We start from the raw sequence: 14,593 nt of genomic DNA, 5'->3' as shown, positions 1-14,593 counted from the left end.
CCGCGCCGCGTGCCCGCGAACGGTTCAGATGCGTGCCTGGTTCACACGCTGCGACAGCTGTTCGGCGCTTTCCTTGCGCTCGCTGTACCGGTCCGTCAGGTACGCGCCGACGTCGCGCGTGAGCAGCGTGAACTTGACCAGTTCCTCCATGACGTCGACGACCCGGTCGAAATAAGCGGAGGGCTTCATCCTGTCATCGTCGCCGAACTCCATGAACGCCTTCGCGACGGACGACTGGTTCGGAATGGTCAGCATGCGCATCCAGCGCCCGAGTACCCGCATCTGGTTGACCGCGTTGAACGATTGCGATCCGCCGCTGACCTGCATGACCGCCAGCGTCTTGCCCTGCGTCGGCCGTACCGCGCCGACCGACAGCGGAATCCAGTCGATCTGCGCCTTCATCACGCCGGTCATCGCGCCGTGCCGCTCGGGGGAGCACCACACCATGCCCTCCGACCATTGCACGAGCTCGCGCAACTCCGCCACCTTCGGGTGATGCTCGGGTGCATCGTCGGGCAACGGCAATCCGGCCGGATTGAAGATCCTGACATCGGCGCCCATGGCCGTCAGCAGCCGCGCCGCCTCCTCGACCAGCAGCCGGCTGAACGAACGCGCGCGCAACGACCCGTAGAGCAGCACGATGCGTGGCGGATGCGTCGACGGGCGCGCGGGTTGCAGCAGGCTCGCGTCCGGCACGCGAAACAGCGCGGCGTCGAGTTGCGGCAGATCGTTCAGGCGGTCAGACACGCTTGCCCTCCGCATCGATCACGATTTCGCCGTCTTCCTTCGCAAACGGCCCGTTCTGCGGATCGGGCAGGATATCGAGCACCCGTTCGGACGGGCGGCACAGCCGCGTGCCGAGCGGGGTGACGACGATCGGGCGATTGATCAGGAGCGGATGCGCGACCATGAAGCCGATCAGATCGTCGTCGCTCCATTTCGGATTGTCGAGATCGAGCGCGTCATACGGTGTGCCCTTGCGACGCAGCACGTCGCGAACGGGGATGCCCATCGCCGCGATCAGCGCGCGCAACGCCTCTTTCCCGGGCGGCGTGTCGAGGTACAGCACGACACGCGGTTCGACGCCGCTGTTGCGTATCATCGCCAGCGTGTTGCGCGACGTGCCGCAATCGGGGTTGTGATAGATCGTGATGTCGGTCATTTCCGGAATCCTGATTGATTTCACTTGCGCTCGTACCAGCCCTTCGAACGGTTGACGACGCGCACGACGAGCAGCATGACCGGCACCTCGATGAGCACGCCGACGACGGTCGCGAGCGCCGCGCCCGAGTGGAAGCCGAACAGGCTGATGGCCGCCGCCACGGCCAGCTCGAAAAAGTTGGACGCGCCGATCAGCGCCGACGGGCACGCGATGCTGTGTTTCTCGCCGACGATGCGATTGAGCCCATAGGCGAGCGCTGCGTTGAAGAACACCTGGATCAGGATCGGCACCGCGAGCAGCGCGATCACCAGCGGCTGCTTCAGGATCGCCTCGCCCTGGAACGCGAACAGCAGCACCAGCGTGGCCAGCAGCGCGGCGATCGACCAGGGGCCGATCTTCGCCATCGCGCGGTCGAACGCCGCCTGCCCCCTGGCGAGCAACAGCCTGCGCCACGCTTGCGCGAGGATCACCGGGATGACGATGTAGAGCACGACCGACGTGAGCAGCGTCGCCCATGGCACCGTGATGGCGGACATTCCCAGCAGCAGGCCGACGAGCGGCGCGAAAGCGATCACCATGATGCTGTCGTTCAGCGCGACCTGCGACAGCGTGAACAGCGGATCGCCGCCGGTCAGCCGGCTCCACACGAACACCATCGCCGTGCACGGCGCGGCGGCCAGCAGGATCAGGCCGGCGATATAACTGTCGATCTGGTCGGCCGGCAGCATCGGCGCGAACAGCTGCCGGATGAACAGCCAGCCGAGCAAGGCCATCGAGAACGGCTTGACGAGCCAGTTCACGACGAGCGTGACGCCGATCCCCCGCACGTGCTGGCGAACCTCATGCAACGCGCCGAAGTCGACCTTGACGAGCATCGGCACGATCATCACCCAGATCAACAACCCGACGGGCAGGTTGACCTGCGCGTATTCCAGGCGGCCGATGCGCTGAAAGAGCCCCGGCAGTGCCAGGCCCAGCGCGATGCCGAGCACGATGCACAGCGCCACCCAGACGGTCAGGTAGCGTTCGAAAAATCCGATGGCGGGCCTGGCCGCCGCAGCTTGCGACGGGGCCGCGTGCGAGCCGCTCATGTGCGATCCCCGCAACAGGCCGGCGCCGCCGGCACGCCGCACGCAGCGCCGGCGCAGCAGTTTTCGGTCAGGAACCCGATGAGGCCGCTCATCGATTCGAAGTTCGCCGCGTAATAGATGAACCGGCCGTCCTGACGCGCGGTGACCAGCTCCGCATGCGACAAATCCTTCAGATGGAACGACAGGCTCGATGGCGACAGCCCGATCTGCTGGGCGATCGCACCGGCCGGCAGCCCTTGCGGCCCGGCGACGACCAGCGCGCGAAAGATGGCCAGGCGCGCTTCATGAGCAAGCGCGCCCAGGGCGCGCACGACGAGATTGGAGTCCATGGCGCGAAGGATAGCGCCTTCATTTCCATATTTCAAGAATTGTTGAAATAAAGGTGCCGATTCCCTGTCGAACGGCATAACCGGGCTGCCCCCGACCCGCCGCGCATCGTCGAACGCCGCCGCGCGAGCCGCATCCGGCCCGACATGCGCGGCGCCGGTGCAGCCGCCGCCCCGGTTCGCCGGCGGCGAGGCACCGGCATGCCGTCAGGTCAGGACGCCTTCACGAGCTTGACGATCGTCAGCGTGCCGTCAACCTTCTCGATCCGCACCTTGACCTTGTCGCCCGCATGCGCGTGCTCGAGCATCGCCGCGTCCTTCGCCTTGAACGCCATCGTCATCGGCGGCATCCCGACGTTGTCGAGCGCGCCGTGCTTCAGCGTGATCCGGCCGCTCACGGCATCGACCTTCTTCACTTCGGCATCGGTCAGCGCGGCGTTCGACTCGGCCGCACTGCCCGACGACATCTTCATGCCCGACATGTCCATGCCGGCCATGTCGCCGGCGGCGAAGGCCGGCGCGGTGAAAGCGCCGCTCGCGAGAACGGCTGCGGTGGTGGTGACAGTGATCCACTTCTTCATCGTGATTCTCCGGTTGGGATGGATGGCACGTTCGTGCCGTGAGGTACTGCATCGGAATGCCGCACGCGGCCCATGCTTCGCGCATGACGGCGCTGCAGCAGGAGCCAGGCGGCGGGAATGACGAACATCGACAGCAGCGGCGCCGTGATCATGCCGCCGACCATCGGCGCGGCGATGCGCTGCATCACTTCTGAACCGGCACCGTGGCCGACCATGATCGGCACGAGGCCGGCGAGCACGACGGCGACCGTCATCGCCTTCGGCCGCACGCGCAGCACCGCGCCTTCGCGGATCGCGTCGAGCAGCAGCGCGTCGGTCAGCGGTTCGCCGGCATCGAGCCGGCGCTGCAGCGCGCCCTTCAGGTACAGCAGCATCACGACGCCGAATTCGGCGGCCACGCCCGCGAGCGCGATGAAACCCACCGACGTCGCGACGGACACCGCATGGCCGAGCGCCCACACGAGCCAGAAGCCGCCGACCAGCGCGAACGGCACCGTCGACATCAGCAGCAGTGCATCGGCCGCCGAGCCGAACGTGAGAAACAGCAGCACGAAGATCACCACGAGCGTGACCGGCACGACGGTGCGCAGCCTGGCCGCCGCGCGTTCGAGATACTCGAACTGCCCCGACCACGCGATCGAATAGCCGGGCGGCAACGCGACCTGTTGCGCGACGGCCTGCTGCATCGCGCGCACGGCGCGCTGCAGATCTGTGCCGCGGATGTCGACGTACACGTAGCCGGAGAGTCGCGCGTTCTCGCTGCGGATCATCGGCGGCCCGTCGGCGATCGCGATGCGCGCGACGTCGCCGAGGCGGATCTGCGCGCCGCGCGCGGTGACGACCGGCAGCTGCCGCAGGTTCTCGACCGAATCGCGCACCTCGCGCGGGTAGCGGAGGTTGATCGGAAAGCGCTCGCGGCCTGCGATCACTTCGCCGACATCGTCGCCGCCGACCGCCGACGACACCACCGACTGGATGTCGGCCACCGACAATCCGTAGCGCGCGGCGGCAAGCCGGTCGATATCGACGTCGATATAGCGGCCGCCGTTCAGCCGTTCCGCAAGCGCGGACGTCACGCCCGGCACGCGCTTCACCGCGGCCTCGACCTGCTTCGCGACCGCGTCGATCCCGGCCAGGTCCGGCCCGGAAATCTTCACGCCGACCGGCGTCTTGATGCCGGTGGACAGCATGTCGAGCCGGTTGCGGATCGGCGGCACCCATACGTTCGACAGGCCCGGCACCTTCACCGTGCGGTCGAGTTCGTCGACGAGCTTCTCCGGCGTCATGCCGGGCCGCCATGCGCTGCGCGGCTTGAACCGGATCGTCGTTTCAAACATCTCGAGCGGCGCTGGATCGGTCGCGGTATCGGCGCGGCCCGACTTGCCGAACACCGTGTCGACCTCGGGCACGGTCTTGATCAGCCGGTCGGTCTGCTGCAGCAGCTCGCTCGCCTTGTCGGCGGAGATGCCCGGCAGCGCGGTCGGCATGTACAGCAGGTCGCCTTCGTCGAGCGGCGGCATGAATTCGCCGCCGAGCCGCGACAACGGTACGGCCGTCAGTCCGAGCGCGACGACCGCGACGCCGATCGCGACCCACGGCCGCCGGAGCGTCGCTTCGAGCAGCGGCCGGTACACGCGGATCAGCACGCGGTTGATCGGGTTCGCGTGCTCGTGCGGAATGCGGCCGCGCACGAGATAGCCCATCAGAACCGGCACCAGCGTCACCGACAGCCCGGCGGCGGCGGCGATCGTGTAGGTCTTCGTGAACGCCAGCGGCGCGAACAGCTTGCCTTCCTGCCCTTCCAGCGAAAACACCGGGATGAACGACAACGTGATGATCAGCAGCGAGAAGAACAGCGCGGGCCCGACCTCCGCGGCCGACGTCGCGACGAGTTCCCATCGTCGCGCGGCCGTGACCGGTTCGCCGGGATGCGCGTGGTCGTACGCCTCGAGATGCTTGTGCGCGTTCTCGATCATCACGATCGCCGCGTCGATCATCGCGCCGATCGCGATCGCGATCCCGCCGAGCGACATCAGGTTCGCGTTGACGCCCTGGTAGCGCATCACGATGAACGCGGCCAGCACGCCGAGCGGCAGCGACAGGATCGCGACGAACGCACTGCGCAGATGGAACAGGAACACCGCGCAGACGATGCCGACGATGACGAATTCCTCGATCAGCTTGTCCTTCAGGTTGCCCACCGCGCGCTCGATCAGTTGCGAGCGATCGTAGGTCGTGACGATCTCGACGCCGGGCGGCAGCGAACGCTTCAGGTCGGCCAGCTTCGCCTTCACCGCGTCGATCGTCGTGAGCGCGTTCTTGCCCGAGCGCATCACGACCACGCCGCCCGTCACCTCGCCCTGCCCGTTCAGCTCCGCGATCCCGCGCCGCATCGCGGGGCCGACCTGGATGCGCGCGACGTCGCCGAGCAGCACCGGCGTGCCGGCGTCGTTCGTGCGCAGCACCACGTGCCGGAAATCGTCGAGCGTGCGCAGGTAGCCGGTCGAGCGCACCATGTACTCCGACTCGGCCAGCTCGACGACCGAGCCGCCGGACGCCCGGTTCGCGTTGCCGAGCGCGTTCGCGATTTCCGCCTGCGTGATGCCGTAGGCGCGCAGCCTGTCCGGATCGAGCACGACCTGGTACTGCCGCACCATGCCGCCGATGCTCGCGACTTCCGAGACGTCCGGCACGGCCTTCAGCTCGAACTTCAGGAACCAGTCGTTGAGCGCGCGCAGTTGCCCGGGATCGTGACGGCCGGTGCGATCGACGAGCGCGTACTCGTACACCCAGCCGACGCCGGTCGCATCCGGCCCGAGCGACACGGTCGCGCCGGCCGGCAGCCGGCTCTGCACCTGGCTCAGGTATTCGAGCACGCGCGAGCGCGCCCAGTACGGATCGGTGCGGTCGTCGAACAGCACGTAGACGAACGCGTCGCCGAACGACGAGTACGCGCGGACGGTTTTCGCGCCGGGCACGCCGAGCAGCGTGGTCGTCAACGGATAAGTCACTTGGTCTTCGACGATCTGCGGCGCCTTGCCCGGATACGACGCCTTGACGATCACCTGCGTGTCCGACAGGTCGGGCAACGCATCGAGCGGCGTCTGCCGGAGCGAGTGGACGCCCCATGCGGCGATCAGCGCGGTGGCGAGCAGCACGAGGAAGCGGTTGTGGACCGACCAGCGAATGATGCGCGCGATCATCGTTCGCCTCCCTGCGGCTCGACCTTCGTCAGCCGGTAGCCGTCGTCGCTTTGCGTGAACGCGAAACGCACCGTCTGGCCCGGCTTCACGCCAGGGAACGCGGTGGCCGACGGCTTGCCGAACGTCATCGTCATCGCACCCCAGCCGAGCGCCGGCACGGGCTGGTGCGAGAACGTGATGTCGTCGGCCGTGACCTGTTCGACCTTGCCGATGGTTTCGTAGATCGGTGCCGCCGCTTTCGGCGCCGGCTCGGAAGTCACCGCCGCCCCGCTTGCGCTGCTGCCGCTCTCCAGCTTCGGCAGCACGCTCTTCAGGCTCGCCTCCGAATCGATCAGGAACTGCCCCGATGCAACGACCGTATCGCCTTCGTTCAACCCGCCGAGCACTTCCGTGTCGCCGCCGATGTCGTTGCCGGTCGTCACCTGCACCGGCTGGAGCCGGCCGTCGCCGTTCTTCACGATGACGATCGTGCGCTTGCCCGTCGCGATCACCGCTTCGGACGGCACGAGCAGGCGCGACACGCTCGCCTTCCCGGCGACCCGCACGCGCATCAGCATGCCGGGCGTGAGCTTCAGCGCGGTGTTGTCGATCTCCACGCGCGCCTGCAGCGTGCGGCTGCTCGTGCTGATGCCGGGCAGCACTTCGCGGATGCGTCCGGTGAAATGCTGCGCAGGATCGCCCGCGAAGGTCGCGTCGACGGCCATCCCCGGCTGCACGTTCAACGCAAGCGCTTCCGGCACCTCGACGATGAGCCACAGCGTAGACAGCCCCGCAATCTTCGCCAGCGTCTGTCCGGGCGCGACCATCGCGCCGTCCCGCACGTTCAGCTCGCTGACGACGCCGGTTTCCGGCGCGCTCAGCACGACGTGCGTCTGCGCGCGGCCGGTGCGATCGAGGCTCGCGATCATCCCGTCGGGAATCGACAGCGCGCGCATCCGCGCACGCGACGCATCGAGCAGGCTGCCGTCCGTCCCGCCGCGCTTGAGTGCGAGGTATTCCTCCTGCGGCGCGAGCCAGTCAGGCACGAACAGCGACGCCACCGGCGCGCCCTTCGCGATGCGCTGCATCGGTGCGCGCGCATAAAGGCGATCGATGTAGCCGGTGACACGCGACTGGACGACCTCCGTACGCGATTCGTCGAACTGCGTGGTGCCCACCGCGTCGAATCCGGCCGCCGTCTGCTGGCGTCTTACCGTCGCATAACGGATGCCGAGATTCTGCTGCAGGCCCGGATCGATCCGGATACCGGACGCGCCGCCGCCCTCGTCCGCATAGACAGGCTGCAACTGCATGTCCATGAATGGCGACTTGCCCGGTTTGTCGAAATGCTGGTTCGGCACCATCGGGTCGTGCCAGTACAGCACCTTGCGGCCCGTGCTCGGGTCGGTGTTGCCGGACGGTGCGGCGCCGGGCGCTACGGACGACGCGGTCGATGCGCCGCCCGCCGCATTGCGCATGCCCGCGACGTAACCGGCGCCGAGCAGCGCCGCGGCGGCAAACGTCAACAGCACCGCGCGCGCCAGTGATTGCTTTTTCATGAGGTTCTCCTTCACTGCGCGGCGGCCATCGTCGACGGCACGACCTGATATTCGAGCTGCGCCCAGGTCTGCGACACGTCGCGCCTGAGATCGAGCACCTGCAATTGCGCGTCGAGTTGCGCGCGCCGCGCGGCGAACGTATCGGCGAGTGAACCTGTGCCCGCCCGGTAGGCGGCATTGGCCAGTTGCACGCGCTGGTCGGCGGCGGGCAACAGCGATGCACTCAGGTTCGCGATGCGTTCGCGGCCGCTCGCGAGCGTTTCGGACTGCGTGCGGATATCGGCCTGCACCTGGCGCAGCGTGTCCTCGTACACCAGGCGCGCCTTCGTCGCCAGTTCGGCCTTCTCGGCGACATCACGGTTCTGGCGGTTCCTGCGATTGAGCGGCAACGGAATCGTGACGCCGACGGACACCATGTTCGAATACGCGCCGCCGCGCTGCTGGTACGCAACCTCCCACGTCCAGTTCGGGCGGCGTTCGCTGTTCGCGACGGCGGTATCGGCTTCGGCGACGGCGATATCGTCGGCGGCCGCAATCAGCGCCGGCTGCGATACGCGCAGCTCGTCCGGCGGCAACGACGACACGAACGACTCCGGCGCGGGCGGCGTGCCCGTGACGTCCGACGCCGGCACGGCGGTCCAGCGCGACAACGCGATGAGCGCGGTCTGGTAGACCTGCCGCGCTTTCAGCCATTGATCCTGCGTCTGCGCGAGCATCGCCCGCGCCTGGACGACATCGGCCGCACTCGCCTTCGCGCCGCGATACGACGCCTTCGTCGCGTCGAATTCATGGTGCATGTGATCGAGCAGCGCCTGCTGCAGCGCGAGCGCCTGCTTCGCGTAGACGGCGTTCAGCCACGCCGTTGCGGTTTGCTGGCGTACGCTCGCGAGCTGCGCGAGATAACCGGCGCGCTCGCGCCCGAGCTGCTCGTTGGCCAGTGCCGAACGCAGGCGCCGCTTGTCGCCGGACACCCACTCCTGCTCGATGCCGATCCGGCGCATTGTCATGAAGTCCTGGCCGACGGTGAAGCGCTGGCCGCCATTGACCGGCAGGTTGTCGATGCCGGCCTTGAGCATCGGGTCGGGCAGCTGGCCGGCCTTCACGGCCGCCTCCGAGCTCGCGCGCACCGACGCCTGGGCGGCCTGCATCGACGCGGAATGATCGGTGGCGGACTGCAGCGCGGCGTCCAGCGTAAAAGGCGGTTGCTGCGCGTGAACCGCGCCCGCAACCAGCAGCGCCGCCCAAAGCATGGGCGCGCGCCGGCGCGCACGCCGCGCAAGCGGCGTGCCGGGATGGAATGACATGGTTTAACCCCAACGACGGAACCCCATGGGGATTCCACGTCCTGCGCACAGGACGAACCTCACCGCGAATGCGGCGAACCTATCGGATCGGGATCAGCTGATGCGTGGAGGGCGCCACAATCCGTTCGGATCGCGGACCGGGAGAATTTGCGCGTAATGGAAGGCAACGACGCTGGCGAATGCAGCGGGACGACTGACTTCGGCGCGAGCGGCCGGATGATAGAGACTGCCGAACTGGCATTGCGCCGTCAGCTTGCAGGACAGGCCCTTCGCTTTCGCGTGGGCCTTGCCGGTGGACGACGACTGCATCGAATCGCAACCCGGCATGTCGGCGGACATGCCGGCGTCCATGTCCGTCGACATCGACATGCCCTGCTGCATCATCGGGCATTCCCCGGCCAGGCCGCTGGCTGCCAGCCCGCTGATGGGCAGCACCGCGCAGAGCAGCAGCAGAATGACGGTCCGGAGAAATTTCATGCGGGCGATTATAGCGCGGGGTTTTGCTGTGTGGCGGCGCATCGATACGGCGGAACGACGCGCCGTAGCCGTACCCATCGCGCTCATCGCACCCATCGCACGCTACCGCGCCAGCGCGTCGGCCTCCAGCACGGCGCGCACCGCCGGCCGCGCACGCACCCGCTCGTACCACGCACGCAGATGCCCATACCGGGTCAGGTCGATATCCGCGTTGTACACCGACTGCATCCAGTCGGCCTTGCCCCAGCCGGTCAGCGCGAACAGGTAGGCATCGGCAACGGTGAACGTGTCGCCGGTCAAGCATGCGTTGCCGTCGAGCTGGCGGTCGATCCATGCAAAACGGCTGTCGAGCTTCGTTCTCGCCGGATCGACGTATTTCCCCGCCTGTACCGCATACAGCAGCGGAATGAACCCCTTGTGGATCTCGGTGCCGAGAAAATTGAGCCATTCCATCAGCCGGTAGCGCGCGAGCGTGCCATACGCAGGCGCGAGCGCGGCTTCCGGGCACAGATCCGCGAGATACTGCGCGATCACCGGGCCTTCGCGCAGCAGCGTGCCGTCGTCGAGTTCGAGCAGCGGCACGTAGCCGAGTTCGTTCACATCGTAGTAATTGCGCCCGTCTTCAATGACGTGCTTGCGTGCGTCGACCTTGATGATCTCCGCGTCGACGCCGCCTTCGCGCAGCACGATGCAGATGGCCTGCGAACAGCTTCCGGGAGCGTGATAGAGCTTCATGCGTTTCCTTCGTGGGTTGTCCATGTATCGATTCGCCGCGACGCGGGCGCTAATATCTCGCATCGGCGCATCGCCGGGAAGACGGCAGTCGTTTGTGCCGTAGTCACAAAAAATTTACCGACCAGGATTCAGCACGATGAAAACGAGTGCGACCGGATGTTCCGTTGAAGAAGCGATGCGCCTGCTCGGCGGCCGCTGGCGGTTGCTGCTGGTGTCGTATCTGCTCGACGGGCCGCGACGCTTCAGCGACCTGCGCCGCGACATGCCCGGCATCTCGCAGCGCATGCTGACGCTCGACCTGCGCGCACTCGAAGACGCCGGGCTCGTGCGGCGCACCGTCTATCCGGAAGTGCCGGTGCGGGTCGAGTACGACCTGAGCGCCGACGGCGACCGGCTGCGGCCCGTCGTCGAGGTCATGCGCGAATTCGGGCTGTGGCTGAAGGCGCGCGATGCCGCTGCGTCGTGCGACACCGGCGCGACGCCCGGCGCGGCGGCAGCGACCGGAACGGCCCTTCATTCGAACCGATAACCCCTATCACCCTTACGCAGGAACCCCGTTCATGGAACTTCACGCTACCGTCGGCGCGGCGACGTCCGACCTCGACGACGACGAAAGCTTCGCCAACATCTACTGTCACGACGCCGAGCAGGACTATTGCGTCGCGCTGTCGCGCTTTCCGGACGACACGCTGATCGAAGTGATGGTGCGCGACCAGATCACCTGGCGCGTCAAGGATCTGTCGGTGACGCTGACGGACGACACGATCGACATCGAGATCGAACCCGGCATCGCCGCGCGACTCGACGGCCAGACGCGTTACGTGATCCATCTCGCGCCCGGCCAGTACGATCCGGCCACGCTGCGCGCCGCGCTGAAGGAGATCTTCGCGGGGAAAAGCGGGTTTCAGGACGACAGCACGCGCGGTTAACGGCTCAACCGCACCGTCATCGTCGCCTTCGCGAGGGCCTGGTAGTGAGCGGTATAGCCGACGACCGCAGGCGTCGCGTCAGGTTCGACCGGCAGCTTCGCCACCTTGAGCGCGGTCAGCGTAATGACGTAGCGATGGGTGTCGCCCTGCGGCGGGCACGGGCCAAGATAGCCGACATGGCCGGTGTCGTTCTTCATCGGGACGGCACCCGCCGGCAGTCCGGCAACGTCATTGCCCGAACCGGGCGCGATGCCATGCGCCGACGCCGGTATGTCGGCAACGACCCAGTGCCAGAATCCGGAGCCCGTCGGTGCGTCGGCATCGAACATCGTCAGCAGGTAGCTTTGCGTGCCTTCCGGAACACCGCTCCACCGTATGGATGGCGAAATGTTTTGACCGTGACAGCCGAAGCTGTCCGATACCTGCGCGCGACCGAACGCGCCGCCGGCAAGCTCCGCGCTTTCGATCGAGAAATCGCCCGCCCGTGCCGTACCGGCAGCGAGCATCGCCACGCAAAGGGCGAAACCGGGCTTGACTATCGTCATCGTCACCTCACCAGCAAGCAGGAATGGAACGGACATTCTTGCAATCGCGCCGGCCCCGAACAAGACAAGCAAAGGTACCGGTATCGCGACTACCCGGCAACATCCGGCCATGCCGGCCCCGCTCGCGGAAAGAGCCGGATGCCGGTACATTGGCGGCAAACGGAAGTCCGGGCCGGCCGCTTCCATCCTCATTCACGCCCTTCATGCCTGATCCGACCATGACGCGCCCTTCACGACTGCGTTCGCTGCTCCACGGCTCCATGCTGTTCGTCGCCTGCGCATCGATCGCGCCCGCCGCGCAAGCGGCCAAACCGCTGCTCACGTTCAAGGTCGACGACACCGTCACGGCCCGCGTCGAACGGGCGGACAGCGAGCACGTTACCGTGCGCTTCCTGCCGAGCGGCAAGACGCAGACGCTCGACGTGACCGCCGCCGACGAAGAAGGCCGCTATCACCTCGCGTCGGACGACTACAACTTCGACGGCCACCGCGATCTTGCGATGCATGCCACGCTCGGCATGGTGAACGATGGCTACGGCATCTACCTGTACGACACCACGCGCCAGCAGTTCGAGCCATTGCGGATGCCCGCGAGCGACATGCCGCACGGCAATTGCGACGGGCTGGTCAACGTCCAGGCGAAGCCGAAGGAGCGCACGCTGTACAGTTCGTGCCGCGGCGGCCCGATCTGGTACACCGATGCGTATCGCTTCGACGGCAGCGGCAGGATGTACCTGTACCAGTCGAGCGAAGCGATACCGGACGACCTGCGCGACCTGCTCGACACCGACAACGGCCCGTCGTCGATGCTGCTGACCTACGACGCGCAAGGCAAGCGTGTCGCGCGCCGCCCCGACGCCTATGGCGGCGGCACCGTCACGTTCAAGGTGCGCCCGGCACGCCTGCCGCTGCACGATGCGATGTCCGATGCACCCACGCGCCGTTATGTCGTCGCGGGCGACACGGTGGAGGTGATCGACGCGAGCGCCGATTTCCAGTGGCTGAAGGTGCGGTATCGCAACCCGCATGCGGGCGCGGTGCAGGGCTGGGTCAGTGCGAAGGAGGCGATGGGCAACTGATGCAAGCGGTCGCGCATTCGCCACGCTTCCCACATATTGAACGCCGAACATCCCATTAATAGGGATACCTGCCCAAATGTTGACGCGCTTCCCGCCGCGACTCTAACGTTCTCCCCAACGCCATTCGATTCGGCCGCCCCGCTCGCGGGCGACGGCCGGGCATGGAACACAGGAGACAACCGTGGGCCAATCCGCGTCGCGCACCCACGCGAACCCGCCGGATCGATTGCCCGCCCACGCCGGCATCGCATCCGATTCAACCGCCCGCGCGGCCGCCGCGCAGGCAGCGCCGCCCAGCCGCAAGCGCCTGCTGATCCTCGCGCTGCTGTTCATCACGGTCGTGATCAACTATCTCGACCGCAGCAACCTGTCGATCGCCGCGCCCGCGCTGTTCAAGGCACTGAACATCGATCCCGTGCGCGCGGGCCTCGTGTTTTCCGCGTTCGGCTGGACCTACGCGCTGATGCAAGTGCCGGGCGGCTGGCTCGTCGACAAGGTGTCGCCGCGCGTGCTGTATGCGGGCGCGCTCGCGCTGTGGTCGGCCGCGACGTTGCTGCTCGGCTTCGCCGGTTCGTTCGTCGGGCTGGTCGTGCTGCGTCTCGCGGTGGGCGCGCTCGAGGCGCCGGCCTACCCGATCAACAACCGCGTGGTGACGACGTGGTTCCCGACCCGCGAGCGCGCGAGCGCGATCGGCGGCTACACGTCGGGCCAGTTCGTCGGCCTCGCGTTCCTCACGCCGGTGCTCGCATGGCTGCAGGTGCATCTGGGCTGGCACATGGTGTTCGTCGCGACCGGCCTCGCCGGCATCGCATGGGCCGCGATCTGGTATGCGGTGTATCGCGAACCGCGCGCGTTTCGCGGCGTCAATGCGGCCGAGATCGCGCTGATCCGCGACGGCGGCGGCCTCGTCGATCTCGAAGACCGCATCGCGGCACGCACCGAACGCGCACCGTCGACGTGGCGCGACCTTGGCGTCGTGCTCGGCCGGCGCAAGCTGTGGGGCATCTATCTCGGCCAGTTCGCGCTGAACTCGACGCTGTGGTTCTTCCTCACGTGGTTCCCGACCTACCTCGTCAAGTATCGCGGAATGGACTTCATCAAGTCGGGCTTCCTCGCGTCGCTGCCGTTCCTCGCCGCGTTCGTCGGCGTGCTGTGCTCGGGCGTGCTGTCGGACTGGCTGATGCGTCGCGGCGCGTCGCAGGGCTTCGCGCGCAAGCTGCCAATCATCTCGGGGCTGCTGATCTCGACCTGCATCATCGGCGCGAACTACGTCACGTCGACCGGCTGGGTGATCGCGTTCATGACGATCGCGTTCTTCGGCAACGGCTTCGCGTCGATCACGTGGTCGCTCGTGTCGGGGCTCGCGCCCGCGCGGCTGATCGGCCTCACGGGCGGCGTGTTCAACCTGATCGGCAACCTGTCCGCGATCGCGACGCCGATCGTGATCGGGCTGCTCGTGAACGGCGCGGACTTCTCGCGCGCGATCACCTACATCGCCGCGATGGCACTCGCGGGCAGCCTGTCGTATGGCTTGCTCGTCGGCAAGGTCGAACGCCTCGACGCATGAGCCTCGCGAGGGCGGCACACGCATGCCGCCCTGCCTTGCCGCCGCTCGCGTGCCGC

15 protein-coding genes are annotated in these 14,593 nt (G+C 67.2%); 4 read left to right on the top strand and 11 right to left on the bottom strand.

The window, feature by feature from the left end; genetic code table 11:
- Positions 1–24: 24 nt before the first annotated feature.
- The 10 genes from arsH to gstA all read right to left on the bottom strand — a co-directional run bounded on the left by arsH (position 25) and on the right by gstA (position 10,417).
- A complete protein-coding gene (gene arsH / locus L810_RS19535; RefSeq protein ID WP_081057066.1) occupies positions 25–762 on the bottom strand; it encodes an arsenical resistance protein ArsH in 738 nt (245 codons plus the stop codon).
- Positions 740–1,162: an arsenate reductase (glutaredoxin) gene (gene arsC / locus L810_RS19530; RefSeq protein WP_042975391.1), complete on the bottom strand. Its 423-nt coding sequence runs from the start codon at positions 1,160–1,162 to the stop codon at positions 740–742. Before arsC ends, arsH begins: the two co-directional genes overlap by 23 nt.
- 20 nt (positions 1,163–1,182) lie before the next feature.
- Positions 1,183–2,253 (bottom strand): ACR3 family arsenite efflux transporter, encoded by a 1,071-nt coding sequence (gene arsB / locus L810_RS19525; RefSeq protein WP_021159990.1) that lies wholly within the window; start codon positions 2,251–2,253, stop codon positions 1,183–1,185.
- The gene (locus L810_RS19520; protein WP_042975389.1) at positions 2,250–2,582 is read right to left on the bottom strand and encodes an ArsR/SmtB family transcription factor; all 333 of its coding nucleotides are present in this window, start codon (positions 2,580–2,582) and stop codon (positions 2,250–2,252) included. The genes arsB and L810_RS19520 overlap by 4 nt, the downstream gene beginning before the upstream one ends.
- A 209-nt stretch (positions 2,583–2,791) precedes the next feature.
- Complete coding sequence (locus L810_RS19515) at positions 2,792–3,160, bottom strand: copper-binding protein (protein ID WP_021159988.1); 369 nt, start codon at positions 3,158–3,160, stop codon at positions 2,792–2,794.
- The gene (locus L810_RS19510; RefSeq protein ID WP_021159987.1) at positions 3,157–6,363 is read right to left on the bottom strand and encodes an efflux RND transporter permease subunit; all 3,207 of its coding nucleotides are present in this window, start codon (positions 6,361–6,363) and stop codon (positions 3,157–3,159) included. Before L810_RS19510 ends, L810_RS19515 begins: the two co-directional genes overlap by 4 nt.
- The gene (locus L810_RS19505; protein ID WP_021159986.1) at positions 6,360–7,901 is read right to left on the bottom strand and encodes an efflux RND transporter periplasmic adaptor subunit; all 1,542 of its coding nucleotides are present in this window, start codon (positions 7,899–7,901) and stop codon (positions 6,360–6,362) included. Before L810_RS19505 ends, L810_RS19510 begins: the two co-directional genes overlap by 4 nt.
- An 11-nt stretch (positions 7,902–7,912) precedes the next feature.
- Positions 7,913–9,205, bottom strand: coding sequence for a TolC family protein (locus L810_RS19500; RefSeq protein ID WP_021159985.1), 1,293 nt, complete (start codon positions 9,203–9,205; stop codon positions 7,913–7,915).
- Between the two features lie 93 nt (positions 9,206–9,298).
- A complete protein-coding gene (locus L810_RS19495; RefSeq protein ID WP_042975387.1) occupies positions 9,299–9,682 on the bottom strand; it encodes a hypothetical protein in 384 nt (127 codons plus the stop codon).
- Positions 9,683–9,784: 102 nt separating this feature from the next.
- On the bottom strand, positions 9,785–10,417 hold the full coding sequence (gene gstA / locus L810_RS19490; protein WP_021159983.1) for a glutathione transferase GstA: 633 nt from the start codon (positions 10,415–10,417) through the stop codon (positions 9,785–9,787).
- 136 nt (positions 10,418–10,553) lie between these two features.
- Between gstA and L810_RS19485 the strand changes: the two genes are divergently transcribed.
- Both L810_RS19485 and L810_RS19480 read left to right on the top strand, forming a co-directional pair.
- Positions 10,554–10,946, top strand: a complete 393-nt coding sequence (locus L810_RS19485) for a winged helix-turn-helix transcriptional regulator (protein ID WP_021159982.1) — start codon at positions 10,554–10,556, stop codon at positions 10,944–10,946.
- 31 nt (positions 10,947–10,977) lie between these two features.
- Entirely contained in the window at positions 10,978–11,346 is a 369-nt protein-coding gene (locus L810_RS19480; protein WP_021159981.1) for a hypothetical protein, read from the top strand.
- Here the strand turns inward: L810_RS19480 and L810_RS19475 are convergent.
- The gene (locus tag L810_RS19475; protein WP_257008911.1) at positions 11,343–12,077 is read right to left on the bottom strand and encodes a YbhB/YbcL family Raf kinase inhibitor-like protein; all 735 of its coding nucleotides are present in this window, start codon (positions 12,075–12,077) and stop codon (positions 11,343–11,345) included. The genes L810_RS19480 and L810_RS19475 overlap by 4 nt on opposite strands.
- A gap of 32 nt (positions 12,078–12,109) precedes the next feature.
- On the opposite strand from L810_RS19475, the gene L810_RS19470 reads away from it, so the two are divergent.
- Together L810_RS19470 and L810_RS19465 are read left to right on the top strand one after the other, a co-directional pair.
- Entirely contained in the window at positions 12,110–12,970 is an 861-nt protein-coding gene (locus L810_RS19470) for an XAC2610-related protein (RefSeq protein ID WP_021159979.1), read from the top strand.
- 181 nt (positions 12,971–13,151) lie between these two features.
- Positions 13,152–14,537: an MFS transporter gene (locus L810_RS19465; protein WP_021159978.1), complete on the top strand. Its 1,386-nt coding sequence runs from the start codon at positions 13,152–13,154 to the stop codon at positions 14,535–14,537.
- The last annotated feature ends 56 nt before the right edge of the window (positions 14,538–14,593 follow it).

It is taken from the genome of Burkholderia sp. AU4i, from assembly GCF_000466765.1.
Taxonomy (GTDB): Bacteria; Pseudomonadota; Gammaproteobacteria; order Burkholderiales; family Burkholderiaceae; genus Burkholderia; species Burkholderia cepacia.
This window is presented reverse-complemented; position numbering and strand designations above follow the sequence as displayed.